The organism is Streptomyces sp. HUAS YS2, assembly GCF_033343995.1.
Lineage (GTDB): Bacteria > Actinomycetota > Actinomycetes > Streptomycetales > Streptomycetaceae > Streptomyces > Streptomyces solicathayae.
The window spans coordinates 3790248-3808095 of sequence record NZ_CP137573.1 but is presented as its reverse complement, the minus strand read 5'-3'; the positions used below and the strand labels follow the sequence as shown (position 1 = coordinate 3808095).

At 72.3% G+C, this 17848-nt stretch carries 19 protein-coding genes; 13 read left to right on the top strand and 6 right to left on the bottom strand.

Going from position 1 to position 17848, the window contains the following annotated elements; translation table 11 throughout:
• The first annotated feature begins 126 nt into the window (after nucleotides 1–126).
• Complete coding sequence (locus tag R2D22_RS17390) at nucleotides 127–414, top strand: hypothetical protein (protein WP_318104589.1); 288 nt, start codon at nucleotides 127–129, stop codon at nucleotides 412–414.
• Nucleotides 411–728, top strand: a complete 318-nt coding sequence (locus tag R2D22_RS17385; protein WP_318104587.1) for a (2Fe-2S)-binding protein — start codon at nucleotides 411–413, stop codon at nucleotides 726–728. Before R2D22_RS17390 ends, R2D22_RS17385 begins: the two co-directional genes overlap by 4 nt.
• 106 nt (nucleotides 729–834) lie before the next feature.
• Here R2D22_RS17385 and R2D22_RS17380 read toward each other — a convergent pair whose 3' ends face one another.
• The gene (locus R2D22_RS17380; RefSeq protein ID WP_318104585.1) at nucleotides 835–1248 is read right to left on the bottom strand and encodes a pyridoxamine 5'-phosphate oxidase family protein; all 414 of its coding nucleotides are present in this window, start codon (nucleotides 1246–1248) and stop codon (nucleotides 835–837) included.
• A 145-nt stretch (nucleotides 1249–1393) separates the two neighbouring features.
• Here R2D22_RS17380 and clpB point away from each other — a divergent pair, with 145 nt between their 5' ends.
• Nucleotides 1394–3985 carry an ATP-dependent chaperone ClpB gene (clpB, locus tag R2D22_RS17375; RefSeq protein ID WP_318104583.1) on the top strand — a complete coding sequence of 864 codons (2592 nt, stop codon included), beginning with the start codon at nucleotides 1394–1396 and terminating at the stop codon, nucleotides 3983–3985.
• Nucleotides 3986–4057: 72 nt separating this feature from the next.
• Here the strand turns inward: clpB and R2D22_RS17370 are convergent, their stop codons facing one another.
• A complete protein-coding gene (locus tag R2D22_RS17370) occupies nucleotides 4058–4528 on the bottom strand; it encodes a hypothetical protein (RefSeq protein ID WP_318104582.1) in 471 nt (156 codons plus the stop codon).
• Nucleotides 4529–4645: 117 nt separating this feature from the next.
• On the opposite strand from R2D22_RS17370, the gene R2D22_RS17365 reads away from it, so the two are divergent.
• A complete protein-coding gene (locus R2D22_RS17365; RefSeq protein ID WP_318104580.1) occupies nucleotides 4646–5191 on the top strand; it encodes a type III secretion system chaperone family protein in 546 nt (181 codons plus the stop codon).
• A gap of 4 nt (nucleotides 5192–5195) precedes the next feature.
• Here the strand turns inward: R2D22_RS17365 and R2D22_RS17360 are convergent, their stop codons facing one another.
• The 3 genes from R2D22_RS17360 to R2D22_RS17350 form a co-directional block, all read right to left on the bottom strand.
• Entirely contained in the window at nucleotides 5196–6395 is a 1200-nt protein-coding gene (locus tag R2D22_RS17360) for a hypothetical protein (protein WP_411977144.1), read from the bottom strand.
• Nucleotides 6396–6521: 126 nt separating this feature from the next.
• Nucleotides 6522–7697 (bottom strand): pyridoxal phosphate-dependent aminotransferase, encoded by a 1176-nt coding sequence (locus R2D22_RS17355; RefSeq protein ID WP_411977038.1) that lies wholly within the window; start codon nucleotides 7695–7697, stop codon nucleotides 6522–6524.
• Between the two features lie 58 nt (nucleotides 7698–7755).
• Complete coding sequence (locus R2D22_RS17350) at nucleotides 7756–7974, bottom strand: hypothetical protein (RefSeq protein ID WP_318104574.1); 219 nt, start codon at nucleotides 7972–7974, stop codon at nucleotides 7756–7758.
• A gap of 724 nt (nucleotides 7975–8698) precedes the next feature.
• Between R2D22_RS17350 and R2D22_RS17345 the strand changes: the two genes are divergently transcribed.
• From R2D22_RS17345 to R2D22_RS17310, 8 genes are all read left to right on the top strand, one after another.
• Entirely contained in the window at nucleotides 8699–9217 is a 519-nt protein-coding gene (locus tag R2D22_RS17345) for a DUF2617 family protein (RefSeq protein ID WP_318104572.1), read from the top strand.
• Between the two features lie 170 nt (nucleotides 9218–9387).
• Complete coding sequence (locus R2D22_RS17340; protein WP_318104570.1) at nucleotides 9388–11172, top strand: spermidine synthase; 1785 nt, start codon at nucleotides 9388–9390, stop codon at nucleotides 11170–11172.
• 93 nt (nucleotides 11173–11265) lie between these two features.
• Nucleotides 11266–12111 carry an SRPBCC domain-containing protein gene (locus tag R2D22_RS17335; protein WP_318104568.1) on the top strand — a complete coding sequence of 282 codons (846 nt, stop codon included), beginning with the start codon at nucleotides 11266–11268 and terminating at the stop codon, nucleotides 12109–12111.
• A gap of 26 nt (nucleotides 12112–12137) precedes the next feature.
• Complete coding sequence (locus tag R2D22_RS17330; protein ID WP_318109829.1) at nucleotides 12138–12971, top strand: aldose epimerase family protein; 834 nt, start codon at nucleotides 12138–12140, stop codon at nucleotides 12969–12971.
• A 10-nt stretch (nucleotides 12972–12981) separates the two neighbouring features.
• A complete protein-coding gene (gene pyrE, locus R2D22_RS17325; protein WP_318104566.1) occupies nucleotides 12982–13530 on the top strand; it encodes an orotate phosphoribosyltransferase in 549 nt (182 codons plus the stop codon).
• 171 nt (nucleotides 13531–13701) lie between these two features.
• A complete protein-coding gene (gene fbaA, locus R2D22_RS17320; RefSeq protein WP_318104565.1) occupies nucleotides 13702–14724 on the top strand; it encodes a class II fructose-bisphosphate aldolase in 1023 nt (340 codons plus the stop codon).
• A 114-nt stretch (nucleotides 14725–14838) separates the two neighbouring features.
• Complete coding sequence (locus R2D22_RS17315) at nucleotides 14839–16320, top strand: MFS transporter (protein WP_318109827.1); 1482 nt, start codon at nucleotides 14839–14841, stop codon at nucleotides 16318–16320.
• 93 nt (nucleotides 16321–16413) lie between these two features.
• Nucleotides 16414–16827: a DUF3151 domain-containing protein gene (locus tag R2D22_RS17310; RefSeq protein ID WP_318104563.1), complete on the top strand. Its 414-nt coding sequence runs from the start codon at nucleotides 16414–16416 to the stop codon at nucleotides 16825–16827.
• 185 nt (nucleotides 16828–17012) lie between these two features.
• On the opposite strand, the gene R2D22_RS36125 is transcribed toward R2D22_RS17310, so the two are convergent.
• Nucleotides 17013–17297: a hypothetical protein gene (locus R2D22_RS36125; RefSeq protein ID WP_411977037.1), complete on the bottom strand. Its 285-nt coding sequence runs from the start codon at nucleotides 17295–17297 to the stop codon at nucleotides 17013–17015.
• Between R2D22_RS36125 and R2D22_RS17305 the strand changes: the two genes are divergently transcribed.
• Nucleotides 17275–17841, top strand: coding sequence for a DUF3152 domain-containing protein (locus tag R2D22_RS17305; protein WP_411977036.1), 567 nt, complete (start codon nucleotides 17275–17277; stop codon nucleotides 17839–17841). The genes R2D22_RS36125 and R2D22_RS17305 overlap by 23 nt on opposite strands.
• Nucleotides 17842–17848: the final 7 nt, after the last annotated feature.

Genomic DNA, 17848 nt, shown 5'->3' with positions numbered 1-17848 from the left:
ACATGATGCCTGGCCGAGGTGGTGGAAGCGGTGAGAGTAAGCCATCGTCGTTGCCGCGGGGGTCGAAGAACAGACGTTGCCTTCAAGTGAGGTTGCTCGGTGATGACGAAGAAACTCATACACGCAGTGACCGCGGGAGCTTTCATCGCGGCTGCCGCGATGGGCGTTCTGGGGGCGGTCGAGGACCCGGGCTGGCACACCACGCCTGCGAAGGTGCAGGCCGCCGCTGCCCCGAACGACCCGGGCTGGTCTCTGACCCCGGCCTCCGTGACCGAAGACCCGGGCTGGAGCTTCGCACCCGCTGTCGCACAGGACCCGGGCTGGAGCTTCGCTCCGGCCGCCGTTCAGGACCCGGGCTGGTCCCTGTCCCCGGCGGACATGCAGGACCCCGGCTGGCACCTCCTCGAGGCATGAACATCCCCGAGGACTCGCGCTTCCGACGCGAGATGGCGACCGCCTACCGATCCGGGTGGCACTTCATCGACCTCGTCACGGCCTTGCCGCACGGTGGCGATTCGTTGATGGTCACCCTCTTCGGTGAGCCGATCATCATCACGCGCGGGGAGGACGAGGACATCCGCGCCTACCGATGTCTGCGCAAGCCGCGAGGCGCCCCGCAGCCCGTCCGCTGTGCCATCCGGTACGGCATGATCTTCGTCAATCTCGACCAGCGGGACCACCAGCTGGTCGAACCAGAGACCATCACCGCCACCCCCCGCAGTGCCTGAGCGGTTCCCCCGTCGTTCCAGATCGCTCAGGTGCTTCCCCCACACAGCGGCGCCATCGTGGACCTGAAACACGATGGCGCCGCTGTGCTGTCCGCGCTCGGTGGCGTCACGCCCGGCCCATCGCGCGGGTCAGCGCGATCTCGATGACCACCCGGTCCGGGTTCGGCGCCGGCGTGCGGCCGTACCGGGCCGCGTAGCGGTCGACCGCGTCCGCGACGACGTCCGCCTCCGTGCGGATCCGCGCCACGCCCTCCAGCGTCGCCCAGCGGCCCTTGTCCACCTGGCACACCGCCACCCGCGCGCCCTCCGGGCCCGCCGCCAGGACGTTGGCGACCTTGTGGCTGTGCTTGTTCGTGATCACCCGGGCGATGCCCTTCTCGCCGCCCTCGGGGTCGTACGTGACGCCCACCGCCACCACGTGCGGCGTGCCGTCCGGCCGCGGCGTGGTCAGCGTGCACATGTGGTACTCGCGCCAGAAGCTGAGATACGAGTCGTCCGGGTTCCTCGGGTCAGTCGCCATGCCCGGAAACTACCCGCGGCGGACCCCTGTCCGACACCTTGAGCGGAATAGACTCAACTTTGTGTATGTTGGAAGCGTCAGAGAAGTGGCATGAACAGAGTGCCTGAGGACGCCGGCAGCCGACGCCGAGGAGGAGACACCGCACGTGGACGCAGAACTGACCAACAAGAGCCGTGACGCGCTGAACGCGGCGAGCAGCCGCGCCGTGTCCGAGGGGCACGCCGACCTGACCCCCGCGCACCTGCTCCTCGCGCTGCTCGCCGGTCAGGACAACGAGAACATCGTCGACCTGCTGGCCGGCGTCGAGGCCGACCAGGCCGCCGTACGCTCCGGTGCGGAGCGGCTGCTCGCCGCCCTGCCCAGCGTCACCGGCTCCACCGTCGCGCCGCCGCAGCCGGGCCGCGAGCTGCTCGCCGTGATCGCCGACGCCGCCGAGCGCGCCAAGAAGCTGGGCGACGAGTACCTGTCGACCGAGCATCTGCTCATCGGCATCGCGGCGAAGGGCGGGCACGCGGGCGCGGTCCTGGACCAGCAGGGGGCCACCGCGAAGAGACTGCAGGACGCGTTCGAGGAGAGCAGGGGAGGGCGCCGGGTGACCACACCCGACCCGGAGGGTCAGTACAAGGCACTGGAGAAGTTCGGCACGGACTTCACCGCGGCCGCGCGCGAGGGCCGGCTCGACCCGGTCATCGGCCGCGACCACGAGATCCGCCGGGTCGTACAGGTGCTGTCCCGGCGCACCAAGAACAACCCGGTCCTGATCGGCGAGCCGGGCGTCGGCAAGACCGCCGTCGTCGAGGGGCTCGCCCAGCGGATCGTGAAGGGCGACGTCCCCGAGTCGCTGAAGAACAAGCGCCTCGTCTCACTCGACCTCGGCGCGATGGTCGCCGGCGCGAAGTACCGCGGCGAGTTCGAGGAGCGGCTGAAGACCGTCCTCGCCGAGATCAAGGCCAGCGACGGGCAGATCATCACCTTCATCGACGAGCTGCACACCGTCGTCGGCGCGGGCGCCGGCGGCGACTCCGCGATGGACGCGGGCAACATGCTCAAGCCGATGCTGGCCCGCGGCGAGCTGCGGATGGTCGGCGCGACGACGCTCGACGAGTACCGCGAGCGGATCGAGAAGGACCCGGCCCTGGAGCGCCGCTTCCAGCAGGTGCTGGTCGCCGAGCCGACGGTCGAGGACACCATCGCGATCCTGCGCGGCCTCAAGGGCCGGTACGAGGCCCACCACAAGGTCCAGATCAACGACTCCGCACTGGTCGCCGCGGCCACGCTCTCCGACCGGTACATCACCTCCCGCTTCCTGCCGGACAAGGCGATCGACCTCGTGGACGAGGCGGCCTCCCGGCTCCGGATGGAGATCGACTCCTCCCCGGTCGAGATCGACGAGCTGCAGCGCTCCGTCGACCGGCTCCGCATGGAGGAGCTGGCCCTGAAGAACGAGACGGACGACGCGAGCAAGCAGCGACTGGAGAAGCTGCGCCGCGACCTCGCCGACCGAGAGGAGGAGCTGCGCGGCCTGACCGCCCGCTGGGAGAAGGAGAAGCAGTCCCTCAACCGGGTCGGTGAGCTGAAGGAGCGGCTCGACGAGGCGCGCGGCCGCGCCGAGCGGGCGCAGCGCGACGGCGACTTCGACACCGCGTCCAAGCTGCTGTACGGGGAGATCCCGGCGCTGGAGCGGGAGCTGGCGGAGGCGAGCGAGGCCGAGGCGCAGCAGGAGGCGTCGAAGAACACGATGGTCAAGGAGGAGGTCGGCCCGGACGACATCGCCGACGTCGTCGGCGCCTGGACCGGCATCCCCGCCGGGCGCCTCCTGGAGGGCGAGACGCAGAAGCTGCTGCGCATGGAGGACGAGCTGGGGCGGCGGCTGATCGGCCAGACCGAGGCGGTGCGAGCCGTCTCCGACGCGGTGCGCCGCACCCGCGCCGGGATCGCCGACCCCGACCGTCCGACCGGCTCGTTCCTGTTCCTCGGCCCGACCGGCGTCGGCAAGACCGAGCTGGCGAAGGCGCTCGCGGACTTCCTCTTCGACGACGAGCGGGCCATGGTCCGCATCGACATGTCCGAGTACTCCGAGAAGCACTCCGTCGCCCGGCTCGTCGGGGCGCCCCCCGGCTACGTCGGCTACGAGGAGGGCGGCCAGCTGACGGAGGCGGTGCGCCGCCGCCCGTACAGCGTGGTGCTGCTCGACGAGGTGGAGAAGGCGCATCCGGAGGTCTTCGACATCCTGCTCCAGGTCCTCGACGACGGCCGGCTCACCGACGGCCAGGGCCGCACGGTCGACTTCCGCAACACGATCCTGATCCTCACCTCGAACCTGGGCAGCCAGTTCCTGGTGGAGCCGATGACGAGCGACGAGGAGAAGAAGCAGCAGGTCCTGGAGGTGGTGCGGACGAGCTTCAAGCCCGAGTTCCTCAACCGCCTGGACGACCTGGTGGTCTTCTCCGCGCTGGACAAGGCCGAGCTGGGCCGCATCGCGCAGCTCCAGATCGACCGCCTCGCCAAGCGCCTCGCCGAACGCCGGCTCACCCTGGACGTCACCCCGGCGGCCCTGGAGTGGCTGGCCGACGAGGGCAACGACCCCGCGTACGGCGCCCGCCCGCTGCGCCGCCTCATCCAGACGGCCATCGGCGACCGCCTGGCGAAGGAGATCCTCGCCGGCGAGGTACGCGACGGCGACACGGTCCGGGTGGACCGCTTCGAGGAGGGGTTGATCGTGGGCGCGGCGCAGTAGGGGCCGCGCGGTTCGGGCCTCCGCTTTCCGGCCTCCTCCGCGTGGCCGGGTGACCGTCCCGCCTCGTACGCGTCAGACCGTGAACGGCATGACGCGTACGAGGGCCGTGTTCCCGTCCTTCCACCGCACCGACACGCTCACCGCCGCCGGCGGGTCCGGCACCGTGGCCGGCTCCTGCACGTCCAGGCACACGTCGGCCCCGCAGTACGTGCGCCGCTCGCCGGCCGGCCAGGTGCCGGCCAGCCAGCCCTCGACCTCGTCGCGGGGCATCCGGAACTCGGCGGTCTCCTGCACGTCCAGCCAGCTGGTCCGCGTGCAGCGGGCGCCCTCGGCGCTCCTCGGGAGGGTCGCTCCGGCCCACGCCATGGTCTCCGCGCAGTCGACGGGTTCCGGCTCGGCGGCAGAGTCCCAGAACGACACGCTCCAGACGACGAAGGCGACCGGCAGACCGCACAGGACGGTCATCAGGCCGAGCGAGATCCACAGCCATCGGCGCCCGCGCCTCGGCGCGGCGTTCGTCGCGTTCCCCGTGAGATCCCCCATGAGCACGAGATCATGTCAGCCCGCAGCGGATACGGGACCCGTTACGGCCCTGTGGGGTTGCCACCCCCCGCCCCGCATGGGAGAGGATGACAACATCCGTACGAAGGGAAATCCACGGTGAGCATCGACCCGTCCTCGATTCCGAATTTCGGGGGCCAGCCCCAGCCTCAGGCCTCAGGACCGGCGGGCCCCGTCGTCCCCGACCAGGACCTGGTCAAGCAGCTCCTCGACCAGATGGAGCTGAAGTACGTCGTCGACGACGAGGGTGACCTCGCGGCGCCGTGGGAGGACTTCCGCACGTACTTCATGTTCCGCGGCGACGACGAGCAGAAGGTCTTCTCCGTGCGGACCTTCTACGACCGTCCGCACTCCGCCGACGACCGCGCCAAGGTCCTCGACGCGATCGACGACTGGAACCGCCGCACCCTGTGGCCGAAGGTCTACACGCACCTGCACGAGGAGGAGGACGGCTCCGCCACCCTCCGTCTCATCGGTGAGGCGCAGATGCTGATCGGCACCGGCGTCGCCCTGGAGCACTTCGTGTCCTCCACGGTCAGCTGGGTCCGCGCGTCCATCGAGTTCGACAAGTGGCTCGTGGAGCAGTTCGGCCTGGAGAGCCCGGAGGACAAGGAGTCCGGCGACGCCGGCACCGAGTCCGAGTGAGGCCTCACAACGCCATCGGGGCCAGCGTCAGCGCGTACACCCCGTAGCAGAACGACAGCCCGGCCAGGGCTGCGGTCACCGCGACCGCGGCCCTCGGCCGGGCTTTCGTCAACGCGCAAGCGAGCGGCAGCAGCAGCGGGAACGCCGGCAGCAGGAAGCGCGGCTTCGACTCGAAGAAGCCCGAACCGCCGACCGTGATGAGCACCAGCACCCCCGTGTAGACCAGTACCGGCAGCGGCGGCCGGTGCGCCCGGTCCGCCAGCGCGAGCAGCGCGAACAGCAGCACCCCGGCCGCCGTGATCACCAGCGCCATCGCGAAGCCGAACTGGGTCGGCCGGGTCAGCATGTCCCGTACGAAGCGCAGCGCGCCGGCCCCGAAGTCGAAGCGGGACGTCCAGCCGTCCTGGACGGCGAAGTACCCGCCGAGCGGATCGCCCCGCCGCACGCCCACCCACACCACGTACGCCAGCCAGCCCGACGGCGCGAGCGCCGCCGCGGCCCACAGCCGGCCCGCCGCCCGGCCGCGCCGCCGCCACAGTTCCCAGCCGGCCGCCGCGAGCACCGCCGCCGCGACCGCGATCCCGCTCGGCCGGGACAGCCCGGCGAGCGCCGCGAGCGCGCCCGCCCACAGCCAGCGCCGGGTGAGCAGCGCGTACAGCGACCAGGCGGCGAGGGCCGTCATCACCGGCTCCGTGTATGCCATCGACAGCACGATCGAGTGCGGCAGCAGCCCCCACAGCACGACCAGCCAGGTCGCCGTCGTCCGCCCCTGCAGCCGCTCGCCGACCAGGTAGACGCCCCAGGCCGCCGCCCCGGCCGCCGTCCAGGACACGAGCAGCCCGGCCGTGCCGCCGGCCACCGGCAGGACGGCGGAGACGCCCCGGACCAGCCCGGGGTAGAGCGGGAAGAACGCCAGGTCTGACTGGACGGCGCCGTCGGGCCAGTACAGCGTCCGGCCGTAGCCGTGGGCGGCGATCCGGGTGTACCAGTCGGAGTCCCAGGACGTCGCGAGCAGCGCCCGCGGCGACCGGCCGACGTGCCAGGCCCAGAGGGCGAGGACCAGCATCCCGGTGAGCCGGGCCGCGGCGAACAGTCCGAGCGCGGGCGCCGCCCGGTGCAGGGACGCCCGCCACCGCGCCGGGTTCCGGACGGCGACGCCACCGGTGGTCGACGGGGCCGCGCGATCGAGGGTCTCGGCGGACAGGGTGCACCTCCGTGCGCACGGGAACCGATGAGCCGGGTCGATCCGACGAACTGAACCGGATCTGTCCGACAAATCGGTCTACCCGACGATCGGCGCGGCACGGAGGGGGCGCGCCGGGAACGCCCGCTACAGCCCCTGGAGTCGGCTCACCGCCTGTTCGAGAACATCGGACCTCTTGCAGAACGCGAACCGCACGAACGGCGCGCCCTCCTCCCGGTGGTCGTAGAACACCGCGTTCGGGATCGCGACGACGCCGCAGCGCTCCGGCAGCGACCGGCAGAAGGCGAAGCCGTCCGTCTCGCCCAGGGGCCGGATGTCGGTCGTCACGAAGTACGTGCCGGCCGGGCGGTACACCGCGAAGCCCGCCCGCTCCAGGCCGTCGCTGAGCAGGTCCCGCTTGGCCCGCAGATCGGCCCGCAGTGCGTCGAAGTACGTCTCCGGCAGCCGCAGCGCCTCGGCGACCGCGTACTGGAACGGCCCGGACGACACGTACGTGAGGAACTGCTTCGCCGAGCGGACCGCGCTCGTCAGCTCCGGCGTGGCGGTGATCCAGCCGACCTTCCAGCCGGTGAACGAGAACGTCTTGCCCGCCGAGCCGATCGTGACCGTCCGCTCGCGCATCCCGGGCAGGCTCGCGATCGGCAGGTGCGCGGCGTCGTCGAAGACCAGGTGCTCGTACACCTCGTCGGTGACCACCAGCAGGTCGCGGGCCACCGCCAGCTCGGCGATCGCGGTCAGCTCGGTGCGGGTGAGGACCGTGCCGGTGGGGTTGTGCGGGGTGTTGAGCAGGATCAGCCGGGTCCGGTCGGTGACCGCGGCCCGCAGTTCGTCGAGGTCCAGGACGTAGGCGCCCTCGTGCGGGCGGAGGGTGACCGGGACCCGGGTCGCGCCGGCCATCGCGATGCAGGCGGCGTACGAGTCGTAGTACGGCTCCAGGGCGATCACCTCGTCGCCCGGTTCGAGCAGCGCGAGCAGTGACGCGGCGATCGCCTCGGTGGCGCCCGCGGTGATCAGGACCTCGGTGTCCGGGTCGTACGCGAGTCCGTACCGTTTCAGCTGGTGCTCGGCGACGGCGGTGCGCAGCTCGGGGACGCCGGGGCCCGGCGGGTACTGGTTGCCCCGGCCGTCGCGCAGGGCGCGCACGGCGGCCTCGCGGATCTCCTCCGGGCCGTCGGTGTCGGGGAAGCCCTGCCCGAGGTTGATCGACCCGGTCCGGGCGGCCAGCGCGGACATCTCGGCGAAGATCGTCGTGCCGAACTCCGCGAGGCGGCGGTTGAGCAGCGGTCGTGTCATGACGGCCATCCTGGGCCGAAGCTCTGGCCTTCCTCAAGTGCGCTTTGGCATGCGCGCGGCGAGGGGATCACCGCCGTATGACAGCGGTAGCCCTCTTCGTGATCGGGATCGTGATCGTCCTCGCCATCGTCGTGTCGGTGGTGGCCTTCCACCTGAAGGACACCGCGTACAGCGCGGGCTCGCGCTCCGACGGGAGCTGGTGGGCGTCGTCCTCCTCCTCGTCCTCTTCCTCGTCCTCCGGCTCGTCCTCGTCGTCGTCCACGTGCTCGTCGACGTCGTCGTCCACGTGCTCGTCGACGTCGTCGTGCTCGAGTTCGTCCTGTTCGTCCTCCTCCTGCTCCTCCTGTTCGTCGGGCTCCTCGTGCAGCTGAAGCTCTGGAGTTGCTCAAGTCGCGTTGCGGCCCGGGTGGGCGGGGGCATCCCCCTGACACGCACAGAACGGGGGTGACCGTCATGGAAGGTCTGGTGATCGCGATCGTCCTGCTGCTCGTGGTCGTGGGCGTCATGTCCTCGGCCCGCGGCGGGCGACGGAGGGGCGGCCGGCGTCGCAGTTGGTGGGACAGCGGCGGCGGCAGCGGCGGATGCGGGGGCGGAAGCTCGTGCGGCTCGTCGTCCTGCGGGGGCGGCGGATGCGGGGGCGGCGGCGGAGGCGACTGACACGGGGCAGTCGGTCCGCTCGTCGTGAAGGTGCCCGGTGCGGCCAACGGCCGCCGGGCACCTTCCTGTTGTCCGGGCCCTGTGTGGCCCGGTGCGCCGGGTGAGCCTTCTTGTGGGACCTGACGATCGAATCCGATTGAACAGTTGAACCGTGGGGCCCCCGAGGGGATGGAAACCACGCCAAGTTGGGTAAAAACGCTGTGCCGTCCTAGTACTTCATGATTCCCTCGCTGTTGAGAACATCCAGCCCTCGGACCGTGTGTGGACCCGAGACGGCGATCCCCCACTCCCGTAGAACCCTTCTCCGGGGCGCCCCCGGCCCACCCGTCAAACCGTGTTTGCGGAGCCGACCCATGCTCACGACCCTGAAGACCTCCTACACCGATACACGCGCGGCCGACCTGGCCTGGGCCCTGGGGCGCGAGCCGCTGCCCGCCCTCGCCGTGCTCGATCTCGAACTGACCGGAGCCAAGCTCCAGTTGCGCCTTCTGGGCGCCTCCCACCAGGTGCTCCTCGAGGAGGAGAGCCGTAGCTGCTCCGAGACCGTCGCCTGCATGCCCGGCAGCAGCACTCCGCTGCCGCTGGGCGTGTCCAAGCGGGTGGGCGGGTGGGAGTACGAGTTCGCGGCGCGCGTCGAGACCCTCTCCCAGGGCTCGTTCGCGGGCCGCGCGCAGGAGCTGCTCGCCCTCGTCGCCGACCACCCCAACGGCCTCGCCGGAACGTTTCCGGGCTCGCCGCACGCGTTCACCGCGATGCTGGCGCAGCGGCACGAGGGCCAGGTGCGCTGGCGCACCTGGCACGCGTACCCGCAGGAAGGACAGTTGGTGGTGACCCGGACGCGGATCGGCGCCCGGACGCCTGCCGCGTCCTGAGTCCGCGAGCCGCGCCGTGCGAGCTCTAGACGCGCCGTGCGAGCGCTTGATGCGCCGTGAGAGCTCTCCGACGCGCGGTGCGAGCTCTTTGCCGCGCCGTGCGGCGAACTCGGCCATTGCACTCTTGTGGGTGACAATTTGCTCCGCATGTGTGACGTAGCGTTACGAACATGATCGACCCGCCCGTGTCCCTGTCGCCCAAACCCGCGGCGCGGCTGCCCGAGCTCGTGGAGCGGCGGCACCCGCGCCCGTCGCCGGTGCGGCCGCGGGAGGTGCGGTACCGGGTTCTCGCGGTCGTCTTCGTCTGCGCCGCCTGCGGACTCGTCTACGAGCTCGAACTCGTCGCCCTCGCCTCCTACTTGATCGGCGACTCGGTCACCCAGGCGTCCGTCGTGCTGTCCGTCATGGTCTTCGCGATGGGGGTCGGGTCGCTGCTCGCCAAGCGGCTGCGCTGCCGCGCGGCCGTCGGCTTCGGCCTGGTCGAGGCGGGGCTCGCGCTCATCGGCGGCTGCTCGGCGCTCGTGCTGTACGCGGCCTTCGCCTGGCTCGGCGAGGCCCGTTACGTGCTGGTGGCGTTCTCGCTGGCCATCGGCGTGCTGATCGGTGCGGAGATCCCGCTGCTCATGGCGCTGATCCAGCGCGCCGAGACGTCGTACGGGTCCGGGGAGGGCGGCCGGGCGTACAAGGCGGGTGCGGGCGGCCGGGCGGGTGCGGGCGGTCCGACGGGCCCGGGCGGCCGGGGGCGCGGGTCCCGTCGGCGGTCCGCCGACGGGACGGACGACGCCGCCGGCACGGTCGCGGACCTGTTCGCCGCCGACTACGTGGGCGCGCTGGTCGGCGGACTCGCCTTCCCGTTCCTGCTGCTGCCCTGGCTCGGCCAGCTCACCGGCGCGCTGGTGACGGGCGCCGTGAACGCGGTGGCCGGCGGCGCGCTGGTGCTCTGGCTCTTCCGGCACGACCTCACGTCCCGCACACGCGCGATGCTGCTCGCCGTGAACGTGGGCGTGCTGGCCGTCCTGGCCACCGCGACGGTCCTCGTCGACGACTTCGAACGGGCCGCGCGGCAGGCCGTGTACGGGGACAGCGTGCGTGTCGCCGCACGGACCGACCTCCAGGAGGTCGTGGTCACCGGTGAACGGGGCGGCCCGGCCGCGCTGTTCATGAACGGCACCTTCCGTACGGGCGGCGGCGACGCGCACCTGTACCCCGAGGCGCTCGTCCACCCGGCGATGAACGGGCCGCGGTCCCGCGTCCTGATCCTCGGCGGTGGCGACGGACTCGCCGCCCGCGAGGTGCTGCGCTACCCCGACGTCACCTCGGTGACCGTCGTCGAACTCGACCCCGGCGTCGTCCGGCTCGCCCGGACCTCTCCCGAACTCACCGCGCTCAACGGCGAGGCGTACGCCGACCCGCGGGTGCGGGTGGTGTACGCGGACGCGTTCCGCCGGCTGCGCGCCGAGGCCGCGCGGGCCGCCGGACGGTACGACGTCGTCGTCTCGGACCTGCCCGACCCCGGGATCACCGCGAGCACGAAGCTGTACTCGGAGGAGTTCTACGGGCTCGCCGCCCGTGTCCTCGCACCGGGCGGGCGGATGGCGGTGCACGCGGGCTCGGCGACGGCGCGCCCCGGGCCGTACTGGACCGTCGAGGCGACGCTCCGCTCGGCGGGCCTCGCCACCCGTGCGTACGGCGCGTTCGGCACGGGCTCCCGGGCCGGCGGCCGTGCCTCCGGCGAACGTGCCTCCGGCGGGCGGGGCGAGGCGCCGCACGACTGGGGCTTCGTGCTGGCCTCGGCCGCCGCTCGGCCGCCTGCCCTGGCTCTCCCGTCCGAGGCGCCGCACCTGCAGTCCCTGACCGCGCGGGCGCTGGCGTCCGGCGCCCGCCGCGTCGAGCGCACCCGGGGCCCGCGCCCGCTGCCGCCGTCCACGCTGGTGCATCCGCGGTACGGCGGATGACCGCCGGGAGACGACGGAGGGGAGGGAGGGGCGCGACGGACGCGGCGCGCAAAGCGAAGACGGCGGCGGGCGGTCTGAGTAGGCTCGGCTTCCATGGAGCATGAGGTGTTCGTTCCGGTCACGACCGAACTGCTGCGCGGGACGCTGGCGGACCCCGCCCGGGTGGCGCGCTGCGTGCCCGGGCTCCAGCAGGACGCCGACGCGGACGCCGGTCCGTTGGCCGGCCGGCTGAGGATCCGGGTGGGCGGCCACACCATCACGTACCGCGGCGCGCTGCGGCTCGCCGGGCGCGGCGACGCCTGGACGGTCGAGGGCGAGGGTACGGAGGCGCGCGGTTCGGGCTCGGTGAAGCTCGCGCTGACGCTCCGGCTCACCCCGACGGAGGAAGGCGCCACGCTCGCGTTCAGCGGGACGGCCGGGGCGGAGGGCCGACTCGTGGAGCTGCCGGCCGACACCGTCGACGCGGCGGCCCGGCGCCTGCTCGACCGGTTCGCGGCGGCCCTGGGCGCCGAGGCGGAGCGGGCGGAGGAGGCTGCGGCGCGTCAGGCCGAGGCCGACGACGAGGGGGCGGACGCCGCTGAGGAGTCCGGGGACGCGGAGGCCGGTGCGCCGCCCGCGGCCGGCCACGACCTGCCCGTACCTCCGCCGTCCGTCGAGCCCCTCGAGCCCCTCGAACCGCTCGTCGGCGACGAGCCCGACGCCGAGACCGCCGCGCCGGACTTCGTCGGTCCTCCCGCCGAGGCCGCGCACGCCCGGCGGACCATGATCGGCCGCAGTGCCGAGGAGGTCGACCACGCGCCGCCGCGCGGCCGGTACGCCCCGGTGCCCGCGCCGGAGACCGCCCGGGCCGGGGCCACACTCCGATGGGTCGCCCCCGCCGCGGCCCTCGCCCTCGCCTCGGCGGTCGTCGTCGGACGTGCCCTGCGCCGCCGTCGCTGACACCGCCTAAGGTCGGGGCTGTGAGCATGCAGACGCGACTGACGGCGGGCGACGCCGAGTTGACCATCGACCCCGACAACGGCTGCCGCATCGCGGGCCTGCGCATCGGCGGCACCGAACTCCTGCGCCAGGGCGAGCGGTACGGCAGTTTCCCGATGGCTCCATGGTGCGGGCGGGTGGCGAACGGCGAGTTCCGCGACGGCGCCGACAAGCACCAGCTGCCGCTGAACGCCCCGCCGCACGCCATCCACGGCACCGTCCGCGACGGCGCCTGGCGGCGGGCCGAGGCCGACGAGCGCACTGCGGCGTTCACGTACGACCTGGTCGCGCCCTGGCCGTACGCGGGCCGGGTCACCCAGACCTTCGAGCTCGCCGAGGACACGCTGACCCTGCGGATGGGCGTCGAGACCGCGGGCGAGTCCTTCCCGGCGCAGGCCGGCTGGCACCCCTGGTTCAACCGCGTCCTCGACGGCCCCGACGGCCCGTCGGCCCCGGTCCGTATCGACTTCACGGCCGGCTGGCAGGAGGAGCGCGGCGACGACCACCTGCCCACCGGCCGCAGAATCGACCCTTCCCCGAGCTCTCAACTTCGTTCGAGCAGGGGATACCCCATTCCGGGTCTGTGGGACGACTGCTTCGGCATGCCCGGCGGCGTCGACGTGACCCTCACCTGGCCGGAGCGGTTCGAGGTCAAGATCACCAGCCGCGACGAGTGGGTGGTGATCTACGACGAGCAGGAGGCCGCGGTCTGCGTCGAGCCGCAGTCCGGTCCGCCGAACGGCCTCAACACCCACCCGCGCCTCGTCACCCTCATCGATCCGCTGGAGATCACGGCGACCATCGCCTGGCGGCGGCTTTAAGCTCATGACCATGACTGACGTACGCGCTGAGCTGCTCCAGCAGATCAAGGACAAGGCCGTGGTGCACGGCAAGGTGACCCTCTCCTCGGGTCTGGAAGCCGATTACTACGTGGACCTGCGCCGGATCACGCTGGACGGTTCCGCCGCGCCGCTGGTCGGTCAGGTCATGCTCGACCTGACCGCCGACCTGGACTTCGACGCGGTCGGCGGGCTCACCCTGGGCGCCGACCCGGTCGCGACGTCGATGCTGCACGCGGCCGCCTCCCGGGGCCGCCGCCTGGACGCCTTCGTGGTCCGCAAGGCCGCCAAGGCGCACGGCATGCAGCGCCAGGTCGAGGGTCCGGACATCAAGGGCCGCCGGGTCCTGGTCGTCGAGGACACCTCCACCACCGGCGGTTCGCCCCTGACGGCCGTCGAGGCCGCGCGCGCCGCGGGCGCCGAGGTCGTGGCCGTCGCCACGATCGTCGACCGGGCCACCGGCGCCGGCGAGAAGATCAGCGGTACGGCGGGCGTGCCGTACCTGTACGCCTTCGCGCTCGACGAGCTGGATCTCGGCTGATCAAGAGTGTGACCTGCAGGTTTCGGTCAGGGCGGAGTGTTTCACGTGAAACGCTCCGCCCTGACCTGTAAGGGGAGGTCAAGAGTCTGGAAAGATGGGCCCCGACGATGACGTCGCCCCCAGGTCAGGGCTAAGCACCACACATCCCCGCACATCACAAGGAGCGGACGAATGCCCATCGCAACCCCCGAGGTCTACAACGAGATGCTCGACCGGGCGAAGGCAGGCAAGTTCGCCTACCCGGCCATCAATGTCACCTCGTCCCAGACGCTCCACGCTGCGCTGCGCGGTTTCGCGGAGGCCGAGAGCGACGGCATCATCCAGATCTCGACCGGTGGCGCCGAGTTCCTGGGTGGCCAGCACAAGAAGGACATGGTCACCGGCGCCGTCGCCCTGGCCGAGTTCGCGCACATCGTCGCTGCGAAGTACGACATCACGGTGGCTCTGCACACCGACCACTGCCCGAAGGACAAGCTGGACGGCTACGTCCGTCCGCTGCTCGACATCTCTGCCGAGCGCGTCGCCCGCGGCGACAACCCGCTGTTCCAGTCGCACATGTGGGACGGCTCCGCCGAGACCCTCGCGGACAACCTGGCCATCGGCCAGGAGCTGCTCGCGAAGGCCGCCGCCGCCAAGATCATCCTCGAGGTCGAGATCACCCCGACCGGTGGCGAGGAGGACGGCGTCACCCACGAGATCAACGACGAGCTGTACACCACCGTCGACGACGCGATCCGTACCGCCGAGGCCCTGGGCCTGGGCGAGAAGGGCCGCTACCTGCTGGCCGCCTCCTTCGGCAACGTGCACGGCGTCTACAAGCCGGGCAACGTCGTGCTCCGTCCCGAGCTGCTGAAGGACCTGCAGGCGGGCGTCGCCGAGAAGTTCGGCAAGGTCTCCCCGTTCGACTTCGTCTTCCACGGTGGCTCCGGCTCCTCGCAGGAGGAGATCTCCACCGCCCTGGAGAACGGCGTCGTCAAGATGAACATCGACACCGACACCCAGTACGCCTTCACGCGTCCGGTCGCGGACCACATGTTCAAGAACTACGACGGCGTCCTGAAGGTCGACGGCGAGGTCGGCAAGAAGTCGACCTACGACCCGCGGACCTGGGGCAAGCTGGCCGAGGCGAGCATGGCCGCGCGCGTGGTCGAGGCCTGCGCGGCGCTGCGCTCCACGGGCACCCGCCTGAAGTAGTCGTTCCGCGCGTACGTGACGACGCGTCTCGTACGTGACGACGCGTTGCCACACGCCGACGGGCCCGGCACCTTCCTGGTGCCGGGCCCGTCGGCGTACGCGAGGATGGCCGGTATGGAGATGCGGCTGAAGTCCCGCGCCGGGCGCTGGGTCGTCTTCGTGACGGTGCTCGGGTCCGGGATGGTGCTGCTCGACTCCACCGTCGTCAACGTCGCCCTGCCCCACATCGGGGAGGACCTCGGCACCGACATGGCGGCCCTCCAGTGGACCGTCAACGCCTACATGCTCACCCTCGCCGGGCTGATCCTGCTGGGCGGGGCGCTCGGCGACCGGTACGGGCGCCGGCGGGTGTTCCTCATCGGTGTGGTGTGGTTCGCCCTGGCCTCGCTGCTGTGCGGGGTCGCGCCGAACGCGGGCGTCCTGATCGCCGCCCGCGCCCTGCAGGGCGTCGGCGGTGCCCTGCTCACCCCCGGCTCCCTCGCGATCCTCCAGGCGAGCTTCCACCCCGACGACCGGGCGCGGGCGGTCGGCCTGTGGTCCGGATTCGGCGGGGTGGGCGCGGCGGTCGGGCCGTTCGTGGGCGGATGGCTGGTCGACGGGCCCGGCTGGCGCTGGGTGTTCCTGCTGAACGTGCCGCTTGCCGCCCTCTGCGTGCCGATCGCGCTGCGCCACGTCCCCGAGACCAGGGACTCGGAGGCGGACCACGGGCGGTTCGACATCCCGGGCGCGCTGCTCGGCGCGGCGTCGCTGGCCCTGATCACGTACGGGTTCATCGGGGAGAGCTGGGCCGCGGGGATCAGCGGCGTGGTGGTCGGGGTCGCGTTCGTGGCCGTCGAACGGCGCACCGCCCATCCGATGCTGCCGCTGTCGATCTTCTCCTCGCGGTTGTTCACCGCGGTCAACCTGGTCACCCTGTGCGTGTACGCGGCGTTCGGCGGCTTCTTCTTCCTCGCGGCGCTCCAGCTCCAGGTGGTCTCCGGGTACTCCGCGCTCGGCGCGGGCACCGCGCTGCTGCCGACGACCGTGCTGATGCTGCTGCTCTCCGCGCGGGCCGGGGAGCTCGGCGAGCGGATCGGGCCGCGGATCCCGCTGACCGTCGGCCCGCTGCTGTGCGCGGCGGGGATGCTGCTGATGCTGCGGGTCGGCGAGGACGCCTCGTACGTACTCGACGTGCTGCCCGCGATGCTGGTGCTGGGGCTCGGCATGACGACCCTGGTGGCGCCGCTCACCGCGACCGTTCTGTCCTCCGTGGACGTCGCGCGGGCGGGTCTGGCCAGCGGGATCAACAACGCGGCGGCGCGGGCGGCGGGCCTGCTCGCGGTGGCCGCGCTGCCCCTGCTCGCCGGCATGGGGCCGGAGGCGTACCGCTCGGCCGAGGAGTTCGGGGAGACCTTCCGCCGCGCGATGCCGATGTGCGCCGGGCTGCTGGTGGCGGGCGCGGCGCTGGCCTGGGCGACGATCCGCGAGCCGAAGCCTGCCGGCTGCCACCCCGACTGCAAGGTCCACTGCGGCGTCACCGCGCCCCCGCTGGACCCGGGCGACGCACGCGGCGGCACGGGCGACCAGGGCCCCGCCCCGGACGCCGCGGGGTCCTGAGGCGTGGGCGGTGCAGGCCCCCCGGGGGCCTGAGGCAGGAGTGACAGGGGCGTCGCCCGAGGCGCCGCGGGGTCCTGAGGCAGACTTGGCCTCATGGCCATCCACGAGAACCTGCTGGGGGGACCCGCCCCCACCCACCTGCCCGACGAGCCCGAGCCGCGCGAGCTGCTCGCCGCAGGCACCGCTCCGGCGGACGTCGCCGCGAAGTACCCGACCTCCTCGCTGGCCTGGGCGCAGCTCGCCGACGAGGCGTTCGAGGGCGGCCGCGTCGTCGAGTCGTACGCCTACGCCCGGACCGGCTACCACCGCGGCCTCGACGCGCTGCGCCGCAGCGGCTGGAAGGGCCACGGCCCGGTGCCGTGGGAGCACGAGCCGAACCGCGGCTTCCTGCGGGCGCTGCACGCGCTGGCGCGGGCCGCGCAGGCGATCGGCGAGCAGCACGAGTACGAGCGCTGCTCGACGTTCCTGCGCGACTCCTCGGCCACCGCGGCCGACACGCTGAACTGACGACCGACCTCCGGTGAGGCGCGCGGCGGGACCCGCCGCGCGCCACGCGGGGAGCCGGGGGGCGACAGGGGCGGCCGGTACGATCGCACGCACCATCGAATTGACCATCCGGCCCACGAGGCCGGCGCAGGGGGGAAATCTGTCGTGGGCAAGCGTGGTGCCGGTTCACGGGGACGCCGGCGTGCTCAGGGGCGTCGCCGGGCCCGGAACAGACGCCGTCCCGTGGCGCGGGTGATGCTGCTCGCCGTCGCGCTGATCGGCATGACGTTCGCGGGGGGCGCGGCGCTGGCGTACTGGAAGAACGCGCGGGAGACCGGGGCGTCGGCGGCCCCGGAGCCGACCCGGACGCCCACCCCGAAGCGGGTCGCGAGCCCCCGCCCGAGTCCGAGCCCGACGCCCACCCCGAAGCCCAAGCCGTCGCCCTCGCCCTCGCCGAAGAAGACGACCGTGCCGAAGTCCGGCGCCGGCACGTTCACCACCGCCCAGGCCGCCGGCGACGCGGTCGGCTCCGGGACGCTGCGCCGCTACCGGGTCCAGGTCGAGGACGGCATCGACATCTCCGCGCGCGAGGCGGCGAAGGAGATCCAGGAGATCCTGGCCCACCCGCAGGGCTGGGCCGCGCACGGCCGAGGCCGGTTCCAGCTGGTCTCGGAGAACGCCGACTTCGTCATCCGGATCGCCACCCCGGACACCGCCGACCGGCTGTGCCTGGCACAGGGTCTCAACACGCACGGCGAGCTGAACTGCGAGACCACGCAGGGCGTCGTGGTGAACCTGAAGCGCTGGATGCTCGGCTCCCCGACCTTCGCCGGGCCGCCCTCCGAGTACCGGCACCTGATCATCAACCACGAGGTCGGGCACGAGATCGGCATCCGGCAGCACATGAGCTGCCCGGGTCCGGGCAAACTCGCGCCGGTGATGCAGCAGCAGATCAAGGGCCTGAACGGCTGCCGTTCGAACGCATATCCGTATGACGAAGACGGGAGCTACATCACGGGCCCAGTCGTGCCATGATGCGCGT